Annotated in this window: 21 protein-coding genes; 16 read left to right on the top strand and 5 right to left on the bottom strand. The window is 39.6% G+C overall.

From position 1 onward, the window contains the following. Positions 1 to 135 precede the first annotated feature (135 nt). The gene (locus tag VB620_RS16090) at positions 136 to 1,092 is read left to right on the top strand and encodes an MDR/zinc-dependent alcohol dehydrogenase-like family protein (protein ID WP_323197166.1); all 957 of its coding nucleotides are present in this window, start codon (positions 136 to 138) and stop codon (positions 1,090 to 1,092) included. A gap of 109 nt (positions 1,093 to 1,201) precedes the next feature. On the opposite strand, the gene VB620_RS16085 is transcribed toward VB620_RS16090, so the two are convergent. From VB620_RS16085 to petP, 4 genes are all read right to left on the bottom strand, one after another. Then, a complete protein-coding gene (locus VB620_RS16085) occupies positions 1,202 to 1,489 on the bottom strand; it encodes a hypothetical protein (RefSeq protein ID WP_323197165.1) in 288 nt (95 codons plus the stop codon). 93 nt (positions 1,490 to 1,582) lie between these two features. Further along, on the bottom strand, positions 1,583 to 2,623 hold the full coding sequence (gene chlG, locus VB620_RS16080) for a chlorophyll synthase ChlG (RefSeq protein WP_323197164.1): 1,041 nt from the start codon (positions 2,621 to 2,623) through the stop codon (positions 1,583 to 1,585). 176 nt (positions 2,624 to 2,799) lie between these two features. After that, a complete protein-coding gene (locus VB620_RS16075) occupies positions 2,800 to 3,900 on the bottom strand; it encodes a Get3/ArsA fold putative tail anchor-mediating ATPase NosAFP (RefSeq protein ID WP_323197163.1) in 1,101 nt (366 codons plus the stop codon). An 87-nt stretch (positions 3,901 to 3,987) separates the two neighbouring features. Continuing rightward, positions 3,988 to 4,179 (bottom strand): cytochrome b6f subunit PetP, encoded by a 192-nt coding sequence (gene petP / locus VB620_RS16070; RefSeq protein ID WP_323197162.1) that lies wholly within the window; start codon positions 4,177 to 4,179, stop codon positions 3,988 to 3,990. Between the two features lie 158 nt (positions 4,180 to 4,337). Between petP and VB620_RS16065 the strand changes: the two genes are divergently transcribed. The 15 genes from VB620_RS16065 to VB620_RS15995 all read left to right on the top strand — a co-directional run bounded on the left by VB620_RS16065 (position 4,338) and on the right by VB620_RS15995 (position 21,113). Next, positions 4,338 to 5,012, top strand: a complete 675-nt coding sequence (locus VB620_RS16065; protein WP_323197161.1) for a Uma2 family endonuclease — start codon at positions 4,338 to 4,340, stop codon at positions 5,010 to 5,012. A 243-nt stretch (positions 5,013 to 5,255) separates the two neighbouring features. Next, positions 5,256 to 6,101 (top strand): ABC transporter permease, encoded by an 846-nt coding sequence (locus VB620_RS16060; RefSeq protein ID WP_323197160.1) that lies wholly within the window; start codon positions 5,256 to 5,258, stop codon positions 6,099 to 6,101. 61 nt (positions 6,102 to 6,162) lie between these two features. Further along, the gene (locus tag VB620_RS16055; RefSeq protein ID WP_323197159.1) at positions 6,163 to 7,512 is read left to right on the top strand and encodes an ABC transporter ATP-binding protein; all 1,350 of its coding nucleotides are present in this window, start codon (positions 6,163 to 6,165) and stop codon (positions 7,510 to 7,512) included. Between the two features lie 14 nt (positions 7,513 to 7,526). Beyond that, positions 7,527 to 10,928 (top strand): glycosyltransferase, encoded by a 3,402-nt coding sequence (locus VB620_RS16050; protein ID WP_323197158.1) that lies wholly within the window; start codon positions 7,527 to 7,529, stop codon positions 10,926 to 10,928. Beyond that, a complete protein-coding gene (locus VB620_RS16045; protein ID WP_323197157.1) occupies positions 10,921 to 12,009 on the top strand; it encodes a glycosyltransferase in 1,089 nt (362 codons plus the stop codon). The genes VB620_RS16050 and VB620_RS16045 overlap by 8 nt, the downstream gene beginning before the upstream one ends. Before the next feature lie 16 nt (positions 12,010 to 12,025). Further along, positions 12,026 to 12,682, top strand: a complete 657-nt coding sequence (locus VB620_RS16040; RefSeq protein ID WP_323197156.1) for a class I SAM-dependent methyltransferase — start codon at positions 12,026 to 12,028, stop codon at positions 12,680 to 12,682. A gap of 58 nt (positions 12,683 to 12,740) precedes the next feature. Beyond that, positions 12,741 to 13,667 carry a glycosyltransferase family 2 protein gene (locus VB620_RS16035; RefSeq protein ID WP_323197155.1) on the top strand — a complete coding sequence of 309 codons (927 nt, stop codon included), beginning with the start codon at positions 12,741 to 12,743 and terminating at the stop codon, positions 13,665 to 13,667. 46 nt (positions 13,668 to 13,713) lie between these two features. Next, entirely contained in the window at positions 13,714 to 14,259 is a 546-nt protein-coding gene (gene rfbC, locus VB620_RS16030) for a dTDP-4-dehydrorhamnose 3,5-epimerase (protein ID WP_323197154.1), read from the top strand. After that, positions 14,252 to 15,145 (top strand): dTDP-4-dehydrorhamnose reductase, encoded by an 894-nt coding sequence (gene rfbD / locus VB620_RS16025; protein WP_323197153.1) that lies wholly within the window; start codon positions 14,252 to 14,254, stop codon positions 15,143 to 15,145. Before rfbC ends, rfbD begins: the two co-directional genes overlap by 8 nt. Further along, the gene (locus VB620_RS16020; RefSeq protein ID WP_323197152.1) at positions 15,142 to 16,218 is read left to right on the top strand and encodes a glucose-1-phosphate thymidylyltransferase; all 1,077 of its coding nucleotides are present in this window, start codon (positions 15,142 to 15,144) and stop codon (positions 16,216 to 16,218) included. Before rfbD ends, VB620_RS16020 begins: the two co-directional genes overlap by 4 nt. Before the next feature lie 34 nt (positions 16,219 to 16,252). Continuing rightward, positions 16,253 to 17,242 (top strand): glycosyltransferase, encoded by a 990-nt coding sequence (locus tag VB620_RS16015; protein ID WP_323197151.1) that lies wholly within the window; start codon positions 16,253 to 16,255, stop codon positions 17,240 to 17,242. Beyond that, entirely contained in the window at positions 17,230 to 18,132 is a 903-nt protein-coding gene (locus VB620_RS16010) for a glycosyltransferase family 2 protein (RefSeq protein WP_323197150.1), read from the top strand. Before VB620_RS16015 ends, VB620_RS16010 begins: the two co-directional genes overlap by 13 nt. A 117-nt stretch (positions 18,133 to 18,249) precedes the next feature. Beyond that, positions 18,250 to 19,224, top strand: coding sequence for a GDP-mannose 4,6-dehydratase (locus VB620_RS16005; protein WP_323197149.1), 975 nt, complete (start codon positions 18,250 to 18,252; stop codon positions 19,222 to 19,224). Positions 19,225 to 19,375: 151 nt separating this feature from the next. Continuing rightward, positions 19,376 to 20,479 carry a glycosyltransferase family 4 protein gene (locus VB620_RS16000; protein WP_323197148.1) on the top strand — a complete coding sequence of 368 codons (1,104 nt, stop codon included), beginning with the start codon at positions 19,376 to 19,378 and terminating at the stop codon, positions 20,477 to 20,479. Between the two features lie 46 nt (positions 20,480 to 20,525). After that, positions 20,526 to 21,113, top strand: coding sequence for a Uma2 family endonuclease (locus VB620_RS15995; protein WP_323197147.1), 588 nt, complete (start codon positions 20,526 to 20,528; stop codon positions 21,111 to 21,113). A 41-nt stretch (positions 21,114 to 21,154) separates the two neighbouring features. Here the strand turns inward: VB620_RS15995 and pyk are convergent, their stop codons facing one another. After that, entirely contained in the window at positions 21,155 to 22,924 is a 1,770-nt protein-coding gene (gene pyk, locus VB620_RS15990) for a pyruvate kinase (protein ID WP_323197146.1), read from the bottom strand. Positions 22,925 to 23,016 lie beyond the last annotated feature (92 nt).

Below are 23,016 nucleotides of genomic sequence, written 5' to 3'. Positions count from 1 at the left end.
ACGAGATATTTGTGGAGTATTGCATGGAAAAAAATCGTACTCAAAATGATGTACTCAGAGAATTAATGAGAAAATTAAAGAAAAGCCGTCCTAGAAGGACGGGGCTTTAAACCCAGTTTTTTGGTAAAAATTATTATGAAAGGACTCTGGCTAGAAAATCAACAATTGCAACTACGCACAGATATTCCCGTTCCTCATCCGCCACCCGGAGAAGCCTTAGTGCGGGTATTGCGTGCAGGTATCTGTAACACCGACCTAGAACTGAAAAGAGGTTACTATCCTTACACTGGTATTTTGGGTCATGAGTTTGTTGGGATCGTCGAACAAGGGCCAGAACACCTACTTAATCGGCGGGTCGTGGGAGAAATTAACGCTGCTTGTGGTCATTGCCGTTTTTGTGTGAGTGGACAACCAACCCACTGCGAGAACCGCACAGTTTTAGGTATTGTCAACCGTCATGGAGCCTTTGCTGATTATCTCTGTTTGCCGGTGCAGAATCTACATCCCATACCTGACAATGTACCTACAGATGTTGCCACTTTTACCGAACCCGTAGCAGCAGCTTTAGAAATTCAGCAGCAGGTAGCAGTGGGTGTTGATAACCGGGTGCTAGTGGTGGGAGATGGTAAATTGGGACAGTTGATCGCCCAGACCCTAGCTTTAACTGGCTGCGATTTGTTGGTAGTAGGAAGACATCGAGACAAACTGGTTAACTTAGAAGCAAGAGGGATAAAAACTGGTTTAGCTGATGACGTGATTGATGGAGCCTTTGATATATCAGTAGATTGTACTGGTAATCCTGAAGGATTTGCGATCGCCCGTCGCGCCTTACGTCCCCGTGGTACTTTAGTCATGAAAAGTACCTATGCAGGAAACCTCAGCTTAGATGCTTCTTCTTTAGTAGTTGACGAAATTACTCTGATTGGCTCTCGCTGTGGCCCTTTTCCGGCAGCACTGGAATTACTAGCCACAGGAAAAATAGACGTAAAACCCCTGATCCATAGCTCTTACCCTTTACATGAGGCAATTTTGGCTTTTGAACAAGCGCAAAATCGGGGTGTTTTAAAAGTCTTATTAGAAATTAGTCATTAGTCATTGGTCATTAGCCCTACCCTTCGGGATGCTACGCAAACGACTACGCTCAGGGTAAATCATTGGTCATTAGTCATTAGGGATTTTTTTGTCCCCTGGTCAATCAATGCTAATAGACCATAGGATTAGTCTTTGATTGATAGTCTAAACAATCAATAGCCTCTTCTGTACTGGCAGTGGATGGATGTACAGTGCATTTTAAACGATAATTGTTGGTAAAAAATTGGCAGTTAGCACAGGGGATTTGATGCATTTGTTTGGCTGTGGCGACACTATCCTTCGCTGCAAACCAAAGACTGGAAGCAAAGAGAATAATTACAGTCCACGCAGCGACAAAACAAATCGGGACTAATAATGGTTGAATCCCCCGAAGGACAAAATTTGTTAAATCTAACATGGTAAGTCCTAATAAAAATTAAGAGTTAGAAGTATATTAACTCCTAACTCATTATTCCTAACTTCCGATTAAAGAGGGAAAAATTGGGTCAACTTAAATCCCTGCATGACCGAGGGCGATACCAGCCACAAGCATTCCCAAAACTAGAAACGGTTGGGCGCTGGCTTGGTATTTGACATCATTTTTCAGGGGGTCACGGAGGAAATACATATCCTGAAAGGTGATTTGGGGAATGATTAATAACAGCAAAATGGCTGCATACAAGTTTTCGTGAATAGTGATCAGGTAAACTGCAATCACAGCTTGAAAGACATCAATCATGGTTGCACAGACCCAAGCTGCGGTGGTGACACCAAACATCACAGGTAATGATTTTAAACCAAACTGGCGATCGCCCTCCACACTCTTAAAATCATTCACAATGGCGATACCCAAACCAGCCAAACTGTAAACCACAGTAATCACCACAATTTTCCAATTCAGTTCGCCAAACAACGCATGACCAGTACACCAAGGAAAAGCCATATAGCTAGCACCAAGGGCGTAACCGCCTAACCAACCATTTTGTTTCAGTTTTAATGGGGGTGCAGAATAAATATAGGCAATAAAGGAACCCAGAATAGCTAGAGTTGTGATTGTGGGATATTCATTACCAGCCCAAATATCCAAGACAACAGCCAGAAGATTTCCCGAAATTAACAATACCCAAATTTGTGTAATCACTTGGGGTAAAGGAATCGCACCAGAGGGAATGGGGCGATAGGGTTCATTCACCGCATCAATTTCCCGGTCATAGTATTCATTTAAAGTTTGGGTATAACCTGCCAGTAAAGGCCCTGAAAGCAACATACAAGCTGCTGACATCAAGACATTTTCCAGTTTCCAGGTATAGTTACCAGAAGAAGCCGCACCACAGACCACACCCCAAATCAGGGGAATCCAGGTGATCGGTTTCATCAGTTGCAAACGGATTTTCCAGACAGACTTTTCACCTGATGCTGCGCCTTTCATACCTAATAACTGGCGAGTCTTGGCGCTGCGATCGCCAACAGCTGTAATTTCCTCGTTGGGTTTCACTGAATCCGTCGCCTCGGCTGGCTGGGAATTAGGGTTAATTGGAGTTGATTCTGACATAAGACTATGAGTAGGGAGTAGGAAGTAGGCTTGCCCTGAGCGAAGCCGAAGGGGAGTGGGGAATAGGGAGTGGGGAATAGGAGGAGATGACGGAGAAAGATTGTAGCACTAGCCCAAAAACTTCTCCCCTGCACCCTGCCCCCTGCCCCCTTGCTTCTTTCCCCAGTCCCGAGTACTTAAAAAGAAATTATCAAATAATTATGCTGAAATTTGGCTCCAGTCACCTGTTTGCCAGTTAAAGCTGGGGGTAAGAACAGATTCCGACGTTGATCTCCGGCTTCTACTGTCACCTCTGGACCATATTGGGTAAGTTTGACTTGCTTTTTATCAAATCCTGGCAAGAACAGGCGGACTTGACGATTTTGGGTGTCGATTTCAATGGGTTTGGGAGCTTGTAGTGCTTGTTCTACAAAGTTGGGTAGAGCATCGATCACAGGTTGCCATTCTCCCGTGGGTGCATCGGGAACAACGCTTACAGGTAGAGGTGTAAATTCTTCCACACAGTTAACATTTGGCTCCGGTGACACCAAAATCGCACCACCAACGGTTAAACCGATTTGTTGAGCGCTACCCCACAAATAACGACAACTGGCTACTTGTAGAGGATCTGGTGTACTCACCAAAAAGGCTGCAACTCGATTGGGATCGGCAAGGGCTGCTTTTCCCTTATCTAAGAAACCATTCACCTGCTTAGTGGGTAGAGCAAAGTTATCTGCTGTCCAGTTGACATTAAAAAAGTTGCTAATTAGCGGCTGAATTAAGGGCGATTCCGCAATGGTCTTGCCTAAATCAGAGTTGACAAATAATTGCTGAAACCGCCGTATATACCAACTGAGAGATTCTGGCATCCCCAGCATTCGCAGGGTAAGGGAATCACCTGTGCCGTCGTAGATAATCGCGTCATATTTGCCACTGGCATCATATTCGCGGATAGCATTTAAGGCCAAGGCACTGTCCATCCCCGGTAAAACTACCAGTTCTTGACCATAAACATCTTTGAAGATGGGCGTGCGGAGGTATTGCGCCTCCAGTTTTTTCACTTCTTCCCAGCTACGTTCTAGCAATACAGAGGATTGAAACTGTACAACGTGTAGATTGGGCGCAATTTCCTGGGGGTCAGGAGTCAGGGTTTGATCCAGTAAAATGGGTAAAACTGGTTCTGCCAAACCTGCTAGAAGTACACGCTTGCCTTGGCTTGCCAATAACTTGGCGGCGGCGATCGCAATTTTAGTCCGCTCTACACCGCCTTTACCCAAAAATGTCAATATCAGGGACATTAGTTGATTCTCTTTTTCCCGCCAATTTGTTCAACTCCAACTTAGCACTAGGCAAATACTCTTAGCCTCTGCTGGAAGTTTTATCTACTACACAAGTCTGATTTCATCTTCAAAAAACCAAGTAGAAGAATTGTCATCAAACAGTACAACTACACCGATTCCCCCACCATCAGTAACTTTGTAGCCTTGAATAATGCCTGTTTTTCCAAGTTTTTTCGCAATAGGAGCAGATACGCGATCGCGCATACGAAAAACTTCAACCTTTTGTCCGATTTCCATACCTAGTCACAATGCAATAAACCAAGTCTCAGTTTAGCCGAATCGGTGTCTCTTCGGTGATACATTTCAGTAATCATCGTAGATAAAGCCCAAAAATTGCGGAACCTTTGCGTACTCCTGGAGTTAAACCATATACTTTAACTGATTAGGTAACATCTATGACTACCACAATCAATTTACCAGTAGCAAACATTGAATATCCTAGTTCTGATGGAGAGCCTATAGCAGAAACTTATATACATCTGTACGCCATTTTAACCACACTAGAAGTCCTGAAACAGTACCTAACAGGTAGACAAGCCACCGTATTAGCCAATCAATTTCTTTACTATGCTCCAGGGTTTCCCAAATTAAGAGTTGCACCTGATGTCATGGTAATTTTTGATGTGCCGCCTGGAGGTAGAGATAACTATAAAGTTTGGGAAGAAGGTCAAGTACCCCAAGTAGTATTTGAGATGACCAGTCAAGGTACTCAAAAGCAAGATCAAGAGCAAAAAAAACTATTGTATGAACAACTAGGTATTTTAGAATACTGGTTATTTGATCCCAAAGGAGAATGGATCAACGCTAAAATACAGGGTTATCGTTTGCAAGATGAAATTTATCACCCAATTACCGATGGATTATCTCAGCCTTTAGGTTTGCGGGTAGAAGTAGAAGGGGAACTTTTACGATTTTATCGCTTAGATACAGGGGCTAAATTACTCATCCCCACAGAACTCGCAGAATTAGCAGAACAAGAGCGACAACGGGCAGAACAAGAGCGACAACGGGCAGAACGACTAGCGGAACGTTTACGTGCTTTAGGTGTTGACCCTGATACTTTAACTTAAACCCAAAATTGCCTCTAAATTTAGAGGCAAAATCATCTTGTTCTCAATTATTTTTATAGTAATCATATATTTGTGTATAGTTGATTAATTCCGAAATCAAATAGATAATTAGGAACTATAGTCCTTAGTTATACATATGATTTATACCAACAACCATTACAGATAATTTTCCCGGAATGGTTGGATTCATAGATGCAAATTAAGTGTGAGTAGTGAGCGAGGAAACCGGAATTGGTGCGAATTATGCAGCGCGCTGTCAGTAAGGCAGAGAAACTGAAGATTATACTGCCAACAACTCAGCAATTATGGGCTAAGTTCGATTTACTCAGAACTTTAGTGCGGCGGGATTTAGAAGCACGATATAAAGGCTCCATTTTAGGTAATTTGTGGCCTTTGGTAAATCAGCTTTCACAATTACTAATTTACACTTATGTATTTTCTATTGTACTGAGAGTTAAACTAACTATTACCAGTCTACCAGAAAGTAATTTCACCTTTGGTTTGTGGTTATTTGCAGGTTTGCTACCCTGGATTGCTTTTTCAGGTGGTCTTACCCAGTCTGCTAGTTCCGTGGTATGTCAGCCAAATTTAGTCAAAAAAGTGGTATTTCCCCTGGCTTTATTACCCCTGGTGTCAATTTTATCAACATTCATTGAAAGTGCCTTTGGGTTAATGTTGTTGATTGTATTTGTGGCAGTAAATACTCAGACTTTACATCCTACCTTGGCGCTGTTACCGTTGGTTTGGTTAACCCAGTTATTATTAACCGCAGGTTTGGGTTATTTGGCTGCTGGATTAACAGTTTTTTTGCGGGATGTTCCCCAAACACTGGGAGTAACTTTAAATATTTGGATGTATTTAACACCAATTATTTACCCAGCCGCATCAATTCCTGAAGCATGGCGCAACTGGGTATTTTGGTTAAATCCGTTGACTGCGATCGCCGAAGTGTATCGTGATTTAATTTTAGTTGGGGAGGTGCAACACTGGGGAGAATGGGGCGTTGCGACTGGAATTTCATTCCTGATATTTTGTTTTGGTTTTGCAGTTTATAGACGGTTGCGTCCAGCTTTCGCAGATGTACTGTAAATATGTTATAAAAGTTTTATTTTCCTGATTATTTGTCAAATGTGAGGAGTGATATTAAAACATGGGAGAAGAAATTGCAGTTTCTCTCAAAAATGTCTCCAAGTCTTTTCAGCGCTATTCTCATCCCGTAGATAGATTGAAAGAAATTTTATTACCGGGTAAAACTAGTTCTGAAGAATTTTGGGCGCTGAGAGATATTAATTTAGACATTCCTAAAGGAGAAACAGTAGGATTTATTGGTCGTAATGGTTCTGGTAAAAGTACACTATTACAAATTATCGCCGGAACTTTAACAGCAACCACCGGTCAGGTACAAGTTAAAGGACGTGTTTCTGCTTTATTAGAACTGGGAAGTGGTTTTAATCCAGAGTTTACAGGACGACACAATGTATTTTTTAATGGGCGCTTATTAGGCTTAACTCAAAAAGAAATTACAGACAAGTTTGATGAAATAGCTGGGTTTGCAGATATCGGTGACTTTATCGACCAACCAGTGAAAACATATTCAAGTGGAATGTTTGTACGTTTAGCTTTTGCTGTAGCAGTTAACGTCAATCCCGAAATTTTAATAGTTGATGAAGCATTAGCTGTGGGTGATGTTGTATTTCAACATCGATGTATGCGGCGAATGCGAGATTTAATGGATTCTGGGGTAACGACTTTATTTGTCTCTCACGATTCCGGTGCTATCAAAAATTTGTGTAATTCCGCAGTCATGATTCATGATGGACAAATACACACTTCAGGTTTACCTAATGCTGTCATCATTGAATATTTAAAACTGGTGACTGATTTAGAATTAAATTTAGCCCACACAGATTTAGAACCTCAATCTCAGAAGTCAACAGATGAAATTAATCCTGTTAATAATGAAGCATCTGCATCAGTTGATGTTGACATTTTATCAGTTAAGGAATCTACTGGAAAATTGCAACGCCGAGGTAGTGGTAAAGCCCGGATTGAGAAAATCACTTTATTGAATCATTTAGGAGAAGATGCTGGCGAAAGTCCTATTTTGGGATTCAATGAAGAAGTGACTCTAGCTGTGCAAATAAAAGCCTATGTTCCTCTGAAAAATTGTATTGTCGGCTTCTTTATTTGCGATAAAAATGGTAATGAATTACTGGGTAGTAATACTTTAGAAGAAAATCTCAAAATTGGTAGCTTAGAAGCTGAAGAAAAATTAGAAATTAGATTTAAATTCAAGTTACCTTTAAGATCGAGTTCTTATAGTATAACAGTCGCCGCCGCAGAAAACTATGAAGCTCTAACGTTTGATTGGATTGATAATGCCATGGTTTTTCAAGTTTTACCTCCAGACACAGGAAAACGGATTAATGCTTTAATCGATCAGCCGATGGTTGTGGAATTTACAAGAGAGATGCTTTCAACAATTGCTATACCAAACTAAATTATCTCAAAATTATGAATAAAGATTATCCATCACCGGAAGAATTGACAGAAGAGGCTCTTGATGAGAACAGCAGCCTTAAGAAAATGTTGCAGTTTATTGGTAAAGGGAAGCAAGTTGTAGACTTTGGCTGTGCAACAGGTTTGTTAGCACATTTACTTCAAAAAAGAGATTGTATAGTTACAGGAATTGAAATTAATCCAGATGCAGCCAGAGTAGCTGAAAAATACTGTGAAAAAGTTATAGTAGCTGATCTAGATTTTGTCTCTATTACTAAAATATTACCCAAGGAAAAATTTGATGTAGTCATATTTGGGGATGTGCTAGAACATCTTCGCAATCCGTGGAAAGTTTTAGAAGAAACGAAAAGTATTTTAAAAGAGTATGGTTTTGTCGTTGCTTCTATTCCTAATATTGCTCACGGAGCTATTCGTTTAGCATTGCTAAATGGTAAATTTGAATATACGAATTTAGGTATATTAGATGATACACATTTAAGATTTTTTACCCGTAAAACAAGTCAGGAATTGTTTAAAAATACGGGGTATTTTATTGATGAAATTGATAGAACTAAATTACCAGTTTTCTCTGATTCTGATTTGATTCCTCAACTTCATGAAAATAATTTTAGCGAAGAGGTTATTCAATATCTCGATCAAGATAAAGATGTTGATACTCTCCAGTTTATCATCAGGGCATTTCCTCTCGCCCCAGAAGGTCAAGATAGTTTACTAAATACGAGATATCAACAGGTATTAGCAGAACGGGATCTGATACAGTCGCAGCTAGAAAAAACACAAGGTGAACTAGCAAAGGCGGAATTTAAACTACAACAAACACAGGCGGAATTAGAAAAGTCGCAATCTCAACTACAAGTAACTGAAACACAACGAGAAGAGTTTCAATCGGAACTACAACAAACACAGGCGGAATTAGAAAAGTCGCAATCTCAACTACAAGTAACTGAAACACAACGAGAAGAGTTTCAATCGGAACTACAACAAACACAGGCGGAATTAGAAAAATCACAATCCCAACTACAAGCAACTGAAACCGAACTAGAGCGATCGCAATCGGAACTACAGCATAGCCAGAAGGAATTACAACAGTTACAATCCCAACTACAATATAGCCAAAGAGAACTAGAAAGATCGCAGTCGCAACTACAACACACCCAGAGAGAACTAGAAAAATCGCAATTTCAACTCCAAAAAACTGAAACAGAACGCGATCGCTCGCAATCCCAACTACAAAACATTCAGAGAGAACTAGAATACTCCAAAACCACCATTGCAGCTATGGAGACTAGTAAATTTTGGAAGTTGCGAAAATTATGGTTTAAATTCAAAGAACCAAAATTAAAATCTATTTTTAGTAACAAAAATCATACTTCAAATTTTATTTCTCCTCAGCAAAAAACAGAATTAACTTACCTGAAAATAGAGGAAGTATTACCTCCAAAAGCAATTACTAAACATTCTTTGAGTGTAGATGTAATTGTATGTGTTCATAACGCTTTTGAAGACGTTAAAAACTGTTTAGAATCTGTAATTCGTTACTCCTCAAACCCTTATACCATTATTATTGTCAATGATGGCAGTGATGAAGAAACCTCAGAATATCTTGCCGACTTTGCTCGTACTCAAAATGCCACACTAATTAGAAATCAAGTAGCTAAAGGTTATACCTTTGCAGCTAACCAAGGTTTACAAAAGTCCAAAGCCGACTATGCAATATTACTGAATAGCGATACCATCGTCACACCCAACTGGTTAGATAGAATTGTGGCTTGTGGCGAATCTGACCCCAAAATCGGGATTATCGGACCACTTTCTAATACCGCATCTTGGCAATCTATCCCAGAAATTACGGAGAACGGAGATTGGGCGGAAAATAAATTACCCCCAGGAATGACTATTAGCTATATGGGTAAACTAGTGGCTGATTATTCCTGGCGTTTGTATCCCCGCATTTCCTTTTTAAACGGCTTTTGTCTCGCCATTAAACGGCAAACCATCGCCAGTATAGGTTACTTTGATGAACAAACCTTTGGCGCAGGATATGGTGAAGAAAACGATTATTGTTTAAGAGCGCAAACAGCAGGATGGCAATTAGCGATCGCCGATGATACCTACATATATCATAGCCAATCCCGCAGCTACTCCCACGAAAGACGTAAGCTATTATGCGATCGCGCCGACAAAGCCCTAATTAGCAAACATGGACAGCAAATCGTCAGCGACGGTGTAAATATTTGTCAAAATGACAGAGTAATTGCAGGGATGCGATCGCGCAGTCGAATCATGTTATCCCGTCAAAAATTTATCACAGATGGAAAATCGCGCTGGGAAGGAAAACGAGTTTTAATTATCTTACCTATTATGCACCCCGGTGGTGGTGGAAATGTCGTATTTCAAGAAGCCACAGCCATGCAACAAATGGGCGTAGATGTCAGAATTGTTAACTTTAATCACCATCGTCACAGCTTTGAAAATGGCTATCCCGAAAACACAATACCCATTATTTATGTAGACAAAGAACATGAAATCTCTTACTTATTACCTGAATATGATGCCGTAATTGCCACCTTATACAAATCAGTTTACTGGCTAGAACTATCCCATGAAAATGATAAAAAACCAGTCAGAGGATACTACATCCAAGACTTTGAACCATACTTCTTTTCGCAAACATCACCAGAATATGAAATAGCCTGGAAATCCTATACCAAATATTCAGATTTAGTAAAATTTACCAAAACAGAATGGAATCACAACCTACTTAAAAATCAATTAAAAACTGATTCTGCCATTGTCGGAGCCAGCGTCAACCTAGACCTATACCGACCCCAAAAACGCCGAGATGTAAATTGGCCTGAAAGACCTTTAAGAATCACCGCTATGATTCGTCCAGACAGTCCAAGACGCGCCGCCGAGTTAACAATGCAAATCTTGCAGAAAATCGCCTTAACTCATGGTAATAACATAGAAATAATTATTTTTGGCTGTCAATCAGATGACCCTAAATTTCTGCAACTAACGCAGGATTTTAGCTGGTATAACGCCGGAATTTTAACTCGCTCACAACTAGCATTTCTGTTAAATGAAGTTGATATCTTTGTAGATTTCTCCAGCTTTCAAGCAATGGGATTAACCGCAATGGAAGCAATGGCTTGTGGCGCAGCAGTTATCGTCCCGGAAACAGGTGGTGCTGCTAGTTTCGCTATCCATGAGCAAAATAGCTTAATAGTAGATACTAGCTCTGAAGAAGCCTGTTTTAATCAACTGAATCGGCTAATTTTAGATCAACAACTGCGGGAAAAATTACAACAAACAGCAATCAACGATATTTGTGAATACTTTCCCGAAAAAGCTGCACACAACATTTTAAATTCCCTATTTCCAGGTAATGACTAAATTACATCCTCAAAACATGATCAAAATTCATGTTCTTTACGAACATAGCCAGACAGCATCTCCACATGGTTCCTCCTTTATCAGACTACTCTTACCCCTGACATATCCCACTAACCAAAATACTTTTTTAGTTAGTCAAGGAACCAGCTTTCAATCTGCGGATGTAATTATTGTTGAACGGACTTGGAAATCAAACATTTCTTTATCAGCAGCAGAGGAATTAGTCAGGAAAGTCCGCAAAAATGGCGCTTGCTTAATTTATTCCATTGACGATAACTTATTAGATTTAAAATTTCATGCTATATTACAAAACGAATTACCTAATGAAAAACTAATGGTAATCCGTTATTTAGCGCGAGAAGCTGACGGTATTATCGTTTCCACACACTATTTAAAGCAACGTTTATCTGTATTAAACCCAAATATTTTTGTAGTTCCCAATGCTTTAGATGAACGTCTGGTAGAAAGCAGAATTTCTCCTCAACCTGAAACCCCAAATCATCAGAATAGTAAAAAAGTCATTGGTTATATGGGAACCCGTTCTCATGATGATGATCTAATGATGATTTTACAAGCCTTACGGACTACCTTAAAAAAATACTCAGGTCAACTAGAATTACAATTAATTGGGAGTATAGCAGATATATCCATATTAAAGGCTTTTAATGGTTTATCTGTCAAAGTTATTGATGTCGCTGGAAATGATAAATATCCAGATTTTATGCGATGGATGAGTCAAAATGTTCAATGGGACTTAGCAATTGCACCTTTAGAAGATAACTTATTTACTCGCTGTAAATCTGACATTAAATTTCTCGATTATAGTGCTTTAGCTATACCTGGTATATATAGTGATGTCCCATCATATCAAAATACAATTCGTCATCTCGAAACCGGATATTTAGCAGAAAATCATCCCCAAGCCTGGATAAAAGCCTTTGATAGTTTATTAAATGATCATATCTTGAGGCAGAAATTGGCTAAACAAGCTCAAGAATATGTATTAAGCACTAGAACTTTAAAACATTGCGCTCAAGATTGGCAGGATGCTATTTTAGCAATTATTAATACTCTTAGTTAATTAGGGATAAAAAAACATGAGTTACTTACAAATCGACTTAGGATGTGGTGGTTGTAAAAAACCGGAAACCATTGGTATTGATATATTTCCCCAACCTGGAGTTGATTATATTGTCAATTTTGAAACTGAACTCTTACCGTTAGCTAACAATAGTGTTGATTATGTTTACTCATCTCACTGTTTGGAACATCTCAAAGACCCCACAAAGATATTTGCAGAAATTAGTCGTGTTTGTATAGATGGAGCAAAATTAGAATTATGGACTCCCTATGCTTGGGAAAATTCGGCATTTATTATTGATCACAAATTATTTTTTAACGAAGATCATTATCTGCATATTTGTGTGTGGTTTGTGGATTTTTGGCGGAAAATCTTAAATGCAACATGGATATTAACAGAGTTTACATTTATCATTGAGCCTCAAATTCTTGTTGAACTTTACGAAAATAAAATTAGCCTCGATTTTGCTCTCAAATATTATAAAGGTATAGTTAAAGAATTTTGTGCCAATATTGAAGTTAGAAAGGATTATCAAGGTGAAATAGTGCAACCCCAAAGAACATTTTCAGTCAGTCGTTCTGCGCCTAGACACTTAATACCATCACAAATGAACACCAGTTTTTCAGATACTCAACTGGAAGCAGCAATTGATTATTTTTCAAACCGCCAATAAGTAAATTCTCCTCAAACTCTCTGCGACTCTACGAGAGATTTAATTATCTAAAACACTAATGGGATATCAATATAAAATAGCGGCTTATATAACTGCTTATGAAGATACCGCAGCAGTAATGAATTGTATCAAGGCTATTCAGTCTCAATCTGTTACTGTGGAAAAATTACTAATAGTTGATAATTCTAAAAAACAGCCTTTATTAGATTTGGTAAATCAAGATCATATCTACATTAAATTTCATCCAGAAAACATCGGTATTGGTGCAGGATTAACTTGGGCGATCGCACAATCAATTGAGCAAGAATATGATTTTTTATGGGCATTTGACCAGGATAGTATACCAGAAAAAGATTGCTTAAGTCAACTTTTAGATATTTACGAAACTCTCAAATCATCTCACCATTCCATAGGAATTATTGCACCCACAGCTACTGATTATAGAAGCAAGCAAAATATTTCGGCAGCCATATTTAATCAAGATGGATTTATTCCTTATCAACCTGTAAATCCAGAAAAATACTATGAATGTGATGCGCCTATTACCTCTGGTTCTTTAATTGTTTTGCAAGCTGCTAAAACTATCGATCCTCCCCGTGCAGATTTATTCATTGATGGAATTGATCTTGATTATGGTTTGCGACTAAAACACCAAGGTTTCCATAATTTTATAGTCACTTCAGCTATTATGCAGCATAACTTTGGTAATCCCGTTAAAATCAAATTCTTTCAACAAGAACGCTCTCTACAAAAATATTCAGCTTTACGTCATTATTATATCTGTCGCAATCACACTTATTTAGAAACTCGTTATGCTCAAGGTGGCTACCGCATAACTAGTATGATGCGCCGGATTAAGTATATGCTGAGGAGTATATTTTGGATTATGTTTTATGATTTTGACCATCAACAATTAAAGCTTTGGGCTTGTTTCCTCGGCACTTATCATGGTTTAAAAGGGCAACTTGGTAAAACTTGGTTGTGACATCCGTGCTAAATTATTGTTGCCAATAGCAGTATCATCAACACTTGTGAAAGTTATACCCACTGAAATTCCTGACGTTTACCTCATCGAACCGCAAGTATTCGCCGACTCGCGGGGTTTTTTCTTGGAATCCTACAATCACCAAAAATTTGTAGATAAACTAGGTATTAGCGTCAACTTCGTCCAAGACAACCATTCTGCTTCCCAGGAAAATGTCCTCCGGGGACTACACTATCAAATTACTCAACCCCAAGGTAAACTCGTTCGTGCTGTGGTTGGTAAAATCTTTGATGTAGCTGTGGATATTAGAAAAAGTTCTCCCACCTGCGGAAGATGGGTAGGTTATGAACTCAGCGCCGAGAATAAACGTCAACTGTGGATACCACCGGGGTTTGCTCACGGTTTTCTGGTACTATCAGAAACTGCGGAAGTGTTGTATAAAGCTACAGATTATTATGCTCCTCAAGGCGATCGCACTATTCTGTGGAATGATCCAGATTTAGAGATTAATTGGCCTATCAAACAATCACCAATACTATCGGATAAAGATAGCAAAGGTCAAGCATTTAGCATCGCAGAAATATATGAATGAATCAATCTTACTACTGGGGAGTAATGGTCAAGTTGGTCAAGAATTAGCACAAATTCTTCCACTCCAACATAAGGTTATTCCCCTAGCACGTCCCCAAATAGATTTGACTCAACCAGAAAACCTACGTCAAATTATTAGAGAAATCCAACCACAAATTATTATTAACGCCGCCGCTTACACTGCTGTTGATAAAGCGGAAACGGAACCGGAATTAGCTGCTGCTATTAATGCTATAGCACCGAAAATTATCGCCGAAGAAAGTGAAAAACTCGGCTGCTTTTTAATTCACCTTTCCACAGATTATGTCTTTGATGGTGAGCAAACTAGACCATATCAAGAAACTGATCAAACCAACCCTTTAAGTATTTACGGTAAAACCAAACTCGCAGGAGAAATAGCCATTCAAAAAACTCATCCCCATCATATTATTTTGCGGACAGCTTGGGTTTATGGCAGTTTTGGGAAAAGTAACTTTGTGAAAACCATGCTGCGACTGGGTAAAGAACGCTCAGAAATTGGTGTAGTTACAGACCAAATTGGTAGTCCGACTTGGGCGCGAGATATTGCTGAGGCGATCGCTAAAATTATACCACAATTAACACCAGAAATCGCCGGCACTTACCACTACACCAATAGCGGCGTAATTAGCTGGTATGATTTCGCCGTCGCCATTTTTGCAGAAGCCCAACAACTGGGTTTTCCCCTCACACCGCCCCAAGTTAACCCCATCACCACCGCCCAATATCCCACCTTAGCCCGTCGTCCCGCTTATCCTGTCCTCGCTTGTGGGAAAATAGCACAAGTTTTAGGAACATATCCCCCCCATTGGCGACAAAGACTCAGACTCATGCTCAAAGATTGGTTGTCTCAAAATAAAATACTATGAAAGCCTTGATTCTCTCCGGTGGTAAAGGTACACGTCTCCGCCCACTTACTTATACAGGCGCAAAACAACTTGTCCCCGTTGCAAATAAACCAATTTTATGGTATGGCATCGAAGAAATGGTAACGGCGGGAATTACCGATATTGGGATCATTATCAGCCCCGAAACCGGGGGAGAAGTAAAAAAACAAACCGGAGATGGTACACTTTTTGGCGCGAAAATCACCTATATTTTACAAGAAAAACCCGCCGGATTAGCTCATGCAGTGGCGATCGCCCGTCCCTTTTTAGGCGATTCATCCTTTATCATGTATTTGGGTGATAACCTGATTCAACAAGGAGACTTAAGTTACTTTTTACAAGCATTTATCCAACAACAACCAGAAGCATTAATTCTGCTGCGAGAAGTCATCAACCCCAGCGCTTTTGGAGTAGCTAAACTAGACGAAAAAGGGCGCGTTTTAGAACTAATTGAAAAACCCAAAAATCCCCCATCCAACTTAGCATTAGTCGGGGTTTACTTCTTCTCCCCTATTATCCATGATGCCATTGATTTAATTCAACCCTCAACCAGAGGCGAATTAGAAATCACCGATGCAATTCAATGTTTAATTGACCAGGAAAAACAAGTAATAGCCTGTAAACTAGATGGTTGGTGGCTAGATACCGGGAAAAAAGATGATTTACTAGAAGCCAATCGTTTAATTCTCGACACCTATTTAAAATCATCTAATTGCGGCGAAGTTGACAGCCAAAGTCAGATTATTGGGAGAGTCCAAATAGGGAATAACTCTCAAATCATCAACTGTACAATTCGCGGACCAGTGGTAATTGGTGACAATTGTTATTTAGAAAACTGCTTCATTGGTCCTTACAGCAGCATTGCGAATCACAGCACCCTCATTGATACCGACTTAGAACACAGCGTCATTTTAGAAGGTGCTAAAATTATCGGCATTAGCCAGCGTATTATTGATAGTGTCATTGGACAACGCGCCCAATTAACTGTTGCTCCTCGTCGTCCTAAAGCCTTACGCTTTTTGATTGGTGATGATTGTCAAATAGAACTCACATAAGTTCTCATAAATTTATGGTATCTTACCCAAACAAATGCAGGTCGTAGAAAAAATAGGTATTGTTTTAGCAACTTATAATCCCAACTTAGAATATTTTGAGAAACAAATCAAATCCATTAAAAACCAAACTTGGAAAAACTGGATATGTCATATTGTTGACGATTGTTCTCTGACTAAATATCAAGTGGGGATTAAAAAAGTTATTGCTTATGACCCACGCTTTATTTGCCATTTTCATAGCGATAACCTCAACCACTATCATAACTTTGAACGTGGTTTGCAATATTGTCTAGAAGATCAAACAATTACCGCCATAGCTTTGGCTGACCAAGATGATATTTGGCATTCAGAAAAATTAACCATATTATTAGATAAACTCCGTTTAAACTCAGCAGTTTTAGTACATTCTGATTTAGAGTTAATCAATAGTAGCGACGAAACCATTCATCCTTCAGCCTGGAAATTTGAATCCCGCAAACCAGAAAAATTATCTTTAGAATTACTGTTACTGCGAAATGTAGTTACAGGATGTTCTCTGTTATTTTGCACCTCTCTACTTCCTGATATATTACCATTTCCCCCACAAACTAAAATTGGTTGGTATCATGACTGGTGGATAGCATTAGTTGCACTACATAAAGGTAAAATTTCCCATATTCATCAACCTTTAGTCCGTTATAGAATCCACAATACTAATAATGTGGGCGTAGTGCAGAACTCAGGTAAATTACATCAGGAATTATGGGAATTATTCCGGAAGAAATTCCAAATTACAGGTAATGGTTATTTAGTGCATCGTGACCTTAGCCAAGCATTTTATACTCGGTTTTATCCACAACTCAATCAGGGAAGTTACTCAAATCCTTTTGATGATCAAAAATTAGATTTTGGGTTAAATATTTTCCCCTTATTTTATCAAAGTTTACGCACAGGTTATAACTCTGAAGGTGTAGCATTCAGGGTGGGGTTACTCAAAATATTATTCGATGTGCAAAAAGTATATCAACTACTATGGAATCGTTAATAAATGTACCACCAGAACCCAGAATTTTAGTATCCATAATTTTAGTTAACTATAATGGTGCTGATGTTTTACCAGCTTGCTTAAATTCTCTAGCTGAATTTATTCCCCAAGATACCTGCGAAATTATTTTGGTTGATAATAACTCTCAAGATCATAGTATTGATTATGTTACCGAGAATTTTCCTGAGATCAAAATAATTAGAATGTCGAGAAATTGCGGTTTTGGAGCCGGAAATAATGCTGGTGCTAAAATATCTAGAGGTAAGTTTTTATTTTTATTAAATACCGATACTATCCTAACTAATAATATTATACCACATCTAATTGATTTAATGCAAAAACGTCAAGAAGTGGGAATTGTTGGGACTAAATTGCTATTTCCAAATCAAAGTTTTCAGATTTCAGTTTCTCCCACTATTGGAATTAAGGGAGAATTTAAATCTAGGAGATTACATAAGTATGCTGAAAGTAATTGTAATTTAAATTTCTTAGAAAAAGATTATCAAGTAATTAAAGAAGTCGATATTGTGGTGGGCGCATCATTATTTATTCGAGCCGAATTATTTGATAGTTTAGGTGGTTTTGATGAAAGCTTTTTCATGTACTTTGAGGATTCTGACTTATGCCAAAGAGTGCAGAATAAAGGTTATAAAATTATCTATACACCAGAGGTCTCTGTAATTCATATTCGAGGACATTCCATGAAAAAAAATGCTAATGCAATGGCGGTAGAATACAGGCGCAGTCAAATTTACTATTATCAAAAACATCGACCTGATTGGGAAATGTTTATTTTAAAAGTTTATCTGTTTATCAAGTTTATATCTGAATATATCCAAACTAAAAATTCTTATGCTTTAGATATTTTGCGCTTGTTGGGAGATAAATAATTATTTGCTAATATAATAATTCATTGATGGGAAAATTTCATAGATGCTCATGTTGCGATCGCTGATATGATGCCTTTGAAACTCATAGATCCAAAATATTAATCATTTGAATAGTAAATGACTCCTAAAAAAGCGCTGATTACCGGATTAACCGGACAAGATGGTTCCTATCTCGCCGAACTGCTTTTAGCAAAAGGTTATCAAGTATTTGGGTTAGTCCGTCGTTCCAGCACCAGTAACTTAGAACGTATTAGCCACGTTGCAGACAATGTACAAATTTTATCAGGCGATTTGCTAGATCAATGTTCCTTAATGGACGTAATTACAGAGTCACAACCGGATGAAATCTATAACCTCGCCTCTCAAAGCTACGTCCCCCTGTCTTGGAGTCAACCGTCTCTGACTGCTGAATACACAGCTCTGGGTGTTTCCCGTCTATTAGAATCCATCCGGCGCTGTAAACCAGATGCGAGATTTTACCAAGCATCCAGTAGTGAAGTTTTTGGTCAACCCGACGACTCACCCCAAACTGAACGCACGGCTTTTCGACCTCGGAACCCTTACGGTGTGGCGAAAGCTTACGCCCATTGGATGACAGTTAACTATAGGCAAAAATACGACCTTTACGCTTGCTGTGGTATTACTTATACCCACGAATCACCCCGACGCGGTGCAGAATTTGTGTTTCGCAAAATTACCCGTACAGCCGCCCAAATTAAACTGGGTTTAGCCAAGGAATTAAAATTAGGTAATTTAGAAGCCCGTCGTGATTGGTGCTACGCTCAAGATGCTGTTTTTGCTATGTGGTTGATGTTGCAGCAAGAACAACCAGATGACTATATTATTGCTAGTGGTGCAACTCACTCTGTGAAAGAATTAGTAGAATGTGCTTTCAATTGTGTGGGTTTGAATTGGGAAAATTATGTTTCTGTTGACCCGGCTTTTTACCGTCCTGATGAAGCAGTACAGTTAGTTGGTTCTGTGGATAAAATTAAAACTGAGTTAGGTTGGCAACCTCAATATAGTTTTGCAGAAATGGTGGAATTAATGGTTGATTATGACCTCAAAAAACTGAGCGCCGAGATAAGTTAAAATTTATGTTTGATGCCATGATACACAGCAATCTATACTTTTGATTTATCAAAATGTATCATGGTAATTTTGAGTTATTTAAAGCAGGAAAATTGATTTTTTTTGTAAATCATGTTGAAGTAAAATTAATGGCTGATTAAAATTTAATTTCATGAAAATAGTAGATAATTATGAATCTCATCAATTAATCATCAACTTATCTATTCTTTTATCACAACCAACGGGAATTAGTAACTACGCCATTAACATTATTCCCTATTTAAAGTCCCTGGAACCTACTTTATTAACAGCACAAGAATTACCTGATTTTAACTGCTATTCAATCCCCGATAATCTGACTCCTGCTCATGGAATCAAAGGACATTTGCGCCGGCTCCTATGGACTCAGTTTAAGTTACAAAAAATCTATAAAAAACTCAAATCCCGACTATTATTTTCTCCCCTCTCGGAAGCGCCCCTTTCCAGTGACTGTCGTTTTGTGGTGATGTTTCACGATTTAATCCCTTTGCGCTTTTCTCAAGGGGTTTCACCGTTAACAATATACTGGAGTTACTATGTTCCCCAAGTCCTGAAACAAGCGCAACACATTATCTGCAATTCTCAGGCGACAGCAGATGATATTATCAATTTTTACGACATTCCCGCCAGTAAAATTACGCCCATTCCCCTGGGTTATAATCGCCAACATTTTCGCCCGTGGAAAAAAACATCGGGAGAAGGTGAGGGTTATTTTCTCTATCTGGGACGACATGACCCCTATAAAAATTTACAGCGACTGATAGCTGCTTTTGCGGCGCTACCAAATAGGGGTGAATATGAATTATGGTTAGCGGGTCCGGTGGATGGGCGTTATACTCCAGTGTTACAAACCCAGGTTGCAGAGTTGGGAATCAGTGAACAGGTAAAGTTTCTCGATTATGTATCTTATAACGAATTACCAAAAATTATTCATGGTGCGATCGCCCTGGTTTTTCCTAGTCTCTGGGAAGGGTTCGGTTTCCCGGTTCTAGAAGCAATGGCTTGTGGAACTCCAGTGATTACTTCTAATCTGTCTTCTCTCCCAGAAGTCGCTGGTGATGCGGCGATTTTAATTAATCCTGAAAACACAGTAGAAATTACCCAAGCTATGGAGATGATAGCTGAGGATAGGGAATTGCGATCGCAACTCTCAATAAAAAGTATAAATAGAGCCAATCAATTCAGTTGGGAAAAAACCGGACTTGCTACTGTCGAAGTCTTATCCCGCTATTTATGAATGCTAGGCTAAAGTAATATGGCTTAAAACCTCACCAATAAATCCTATGGTTGTGCAAACTCCCCCCCGGCAATATTCTATAGAAGAATACCTAGCACAGGAAGAAACTGCTGAGTACCGCAGCGAATACCGTAATGGAGAAATTATACCAATGGCTGGAGGCTCGATTAATCACAACAGAATTATCCGCAACCTCAGCAGACTTTTAGAATTGGGCTTGCAAGAACAGTCTTATGAAGTATTTCTGAGTGACCTGCGCTTATGGATTCCTCATTACCAAGAATACACATATCCTGATCTTCTGATCATCAAAGATGAAGCTATTTTCCCACAAGGACGCACTGATACAGTGCTAAATCCTAGCATAATTTTTGAGGTACTTTCTAAGTCTACTAGTAGTAGAGATAGAGGCGATAAATTTACTTATTACCGTTCCATTCCCGAACTCCAAGAATATATCTTAATTGACCAATATCAAATTCATATTGAACAGTTTAGCAAAACTCCAGAGGGTAACTGGCTATTAAGAGAATCTGACAATGAAGACGGAATTTTAAACTTAGCTTCCGCAAATTGCCAAATTCCCCATCGCCAGATTTACGAGAGAGTAAATTTTAAAAATCAACCAGAGTAGATGTTTCTAAAAATTCATAATTACGAATTACGAATTACGAATTATGGAGTTCCCACCGCCCCTGAATATACTAAACCCCGTTGTAGATCCAAAGTCACAATTGCGCCATCATGAATTACCTCTGTTGCGGTCTTCACACCCACAATTACAGGTACACCGAGACGCAAAGCAATTACAGCTGCATGACTGGTAAGACTATCATCTTCTGTAATAATTCCCCCAGCTTTCCGAATCGCCTCAACAAAATCAGCATCAGTGCGGGGCGCAACTAAAATATCTCCGGGATTAAAATTACTTACGTCCATACCAGTGTGAGCCACCCTCGCCCGACCACTGACAGAACCTTGTCCCAAACCAATACCTTGACCCAGGATGGCAGTGACTACCTCTACCTTCACTAAATCCGTTGAGCCGGATACTCCTTGGAGTGTACCAGCAGTCATCACTACCAAATCACCTTCAAACAAAAATTTATGCTCTTGAGCAACATTAATAGCAGCTTGGAAAGTTTGTCCGGTGGAAGGTAGCCCTAATACTAACAATGGTTTAACGCCCCAAACCATCTGTAATTGACGCGCCACATTTACGTGGGGTGTAACAGCTAAAATTGGGGTATGGGGGCGGAATTTGGAGACATTCCGGGCTGTAGCGCCTGTTTGAGTCAGGGTCATAATTGCAGCTGCTCCCAACTGTTGAGCAATTTGTCCCACGGCTTGACTAATAGCATTAGGAATAGAACGCCGTTCATCTCGGTGTGCAGAGACACTGGAGTGCAATACCTCTTCCTGTTCCATGCGTTCGGCAATTCTTGCCATTGTAGCGACGGCTTCGACAGGAAAATCACCCACAGCAGTTTCATTAGATAGCATCACGGCATCAGTACCATCTAAAATGGCATTGGCTACGTCTGACACTTCTGCACGGGTGGGACGGGGGTTGCTCACCATGCTATCTAACATTTGGGTGGCGGTGATAATGGGAATCCCTAAGCGATTGGCTGTAGCAATCAGCCGCTTTTGCAATACAGGGACATCTTCAGCCGGTAGTTCTACACCTAAGTCACCTCTAGCTACCATTACGCCATCACATAAGGCCAAAACTTCTTCCATTTGTTCAATGGCTTCATGCTTTTCAATTTTGGCAATGACGGGAACTTGTTTACCTGTGCTAGAAATTAGTTCTTTAATTTCGATCATGTCCTGGGGGTTGCGGACAAAGGACAGGGCTACCCAGTCTACACCTTGGTCGAGACCAAACATCAGATCCTCGCGGTCTTTGTCGGTCATGGCTTTAATGGAGAGATAAACACCGGGAAAGTTTACACCTTTGTTGTTAGACAACTTACCGGGTACTGTGACTGAACAATGTAAATCACCTTTCTCACGGTTAATTTCCTCTACGAGCATCTCTACTCGTCCATCATCCAGGAGAATTTTCGCACCCACTGGAACTTCTGCGGCTAAATGTTCGTAGGTAATGCAGCTAATTTCTTGTGAACCGACAATTGGCCGATTTGTCAAGGTGAAGCGATCGCCTTTTGCTAAAACTATCGAACCATGTTCAAACTTACCTAAGCGAATTTTAGGGCCTTGTAAGTCTTGGAGAATAGCCACGGGCTGATTTAATTCAAAGGCAGTTTGCCGAATTAAGCGAATACTACGCTGATGGTCGGCATGAGTACCGTGGGAGAAGTTGAGCCGGAGTGTGGTTGCACCAGCTTCAATAATCGCCTTCAGCATTTCTGGGCTGCTAGTGGCAGGTCCAATTGTCGCTACAATTTTTGTCCGGCGTAGAGAGTCTCTTAATTGCATAGGGGCTGATTCTAGGGGGCTATCTCTATCTAGAGATTCATAGTAAGTTAAGGGGCGTTCAGTTTTCAGTCACTGTTATATCCATAACCAAC

It is taken from the genome of Nodularia harveyana UHCC-0300 (assembly GCF_034931085.1).
Taxonomy (GTDB): Bacteria; Cyanobacteriota; Cyanobacteriia; order Cyanobacteriales; family Nostocaceae; genus Nodularia; species Nodularia harveyana.
Note: the sequence above shows the minus strand (reverse complement) of the source record. Positions and strands in the feature narration are given on the sequence as shown.

Bases quoted from the DNA above. Each gene is read 5' to 3' on its own strand.
- VB620_RS16085 (WP_323197165.1), bottom strand. From the start codon at position 1,489: ATGTTAGATTTAACAAATTTTGTCCTTCGGGGGATTCAACCATTATTA.
- petP (WP_323197162.1), bottom strand. From the start codon at position 4,179: ATGGAAATCGGACAAAAGGTTGAAGTTTTTCGTATGCGCGATCGCGTA.
- VB620_RS16055 (WP_323197159.1), top strand. From the start codon at position 6,163: ATGGGAGAAGAAATTGCAGTTTCTCTCAAAAATGTCTCCAAGTCTTTT.
- VB620_RS16045 (WP_323197157.1), top strand. From the start codon at position 10,921: ATGACTAAATTACATCCTCAAAACATGATCAAAATTCATGTTCTTTAC.
- VB620_RS16075 (WP_323197163.1), bottom strand. From the start codon at position 3,900: ATGTCCCTGATATTGACATTTTTGGGTAAAGGCGGTGTAGAGCGGACT.
- VB620_RS16010 (WP_323197150.1), top strand. From the start codon at position 17,230: ATGGAATCGTTAATAAATGTACCACCAGAACCCAGAATTTTAGTATCC.
- VB620_RS16065 (WP_323197161.1), top strand. From the start codon at position 4,338: ATGACTACCACAATCAATTTACCAGTAGCAAACATTGAATATCCTAGT.
- chlG (WP_323197164.1), bottom strand. From the start codon at position 2,623: ATGTCAGAATCAACTCCAATTAACCCTAATTCCCAGCCAGCCGAGGCG.
- VB620_RS16000 (WP_323197148.1), top strand. From the start codon at position 19,376: ATGAAAATAGTAGATAATTATGAATCTCATCAATTAATCATCAACTTA.
- VB620_RS16050 (WP_323197158.1), top strand. From the start codon at position 7,527: ATGAATAAAGATTATCCATCACCGGAAGAATTGACAGAAGAGGCTCTT.
- VB620_RS16035 (WP_323197155.1), top strand. From the start codon at position 12,741: ATGGGATATCAATATAAAATAGCGGCTTATATAACTGCTTATGAAGAT.
- VB620_RS16020 (WP_323197152.1), top strand. From the start codon at position 15,142: ATGAAAGCCTTGATTCTCTCCGGTGGTAAAGGTACACGTCTCCGCCCA.
- rfbD (WP_323197153.1), top strand. From the start codon at position 14,252: ATGAATGAATCAATCTTACTACTGGGGAGTAATGGTCAAGTTGGTCAA.
- VB620_RS16090 (WP_323197166.1), top strand. From the start codon at position 136: ATGAAAGGACTCTGGCTAGAAAATCAACAATTGCAACTACGCACAGAT.
- pyk (WP_323197146.1), bottom strand. From the start codon at position 22,924: ATGCAATTAAGAGACTCTCTACGCCGGACAAAAATTGTAGCGACAATT.
- VB620_RS16005 (WP_323197149.1), top strand. From the start codon at position 18,250: ATGACTCCTAAAAAAGCGCTGATTACCGGATTAACCGGACAAGATGGT.
- VB620_RS16060 (WP_323197160.1), top strand. From the start codon at position 5,256: ATGCAGCGCGCTGTCAGTAAGGCAGAGAAACTGAAGATTATACTGCCA.
- VB620_RS16040 (WP_323197156.1), top strand. From the start codon at position 12,026: ATGAGTTACTTACAAATCGACTTAGGATGTGGTGGTTGTAAAAAACCG.
- VB620_RS15995 (WP_323197147.1), top strand. From the start codon at position 20,526: ATGGTTGTGCAAACTCCCCCCCGGCAATATTCTATAGAAGAATACCTA.
- VB620_RS16015 (WP_323197151.1), top strand. From the start codon at position 16,253: ATGCAGGTCGTAGAAAAAATAGGTATTGTTTTAGCAACTTATAATCCC.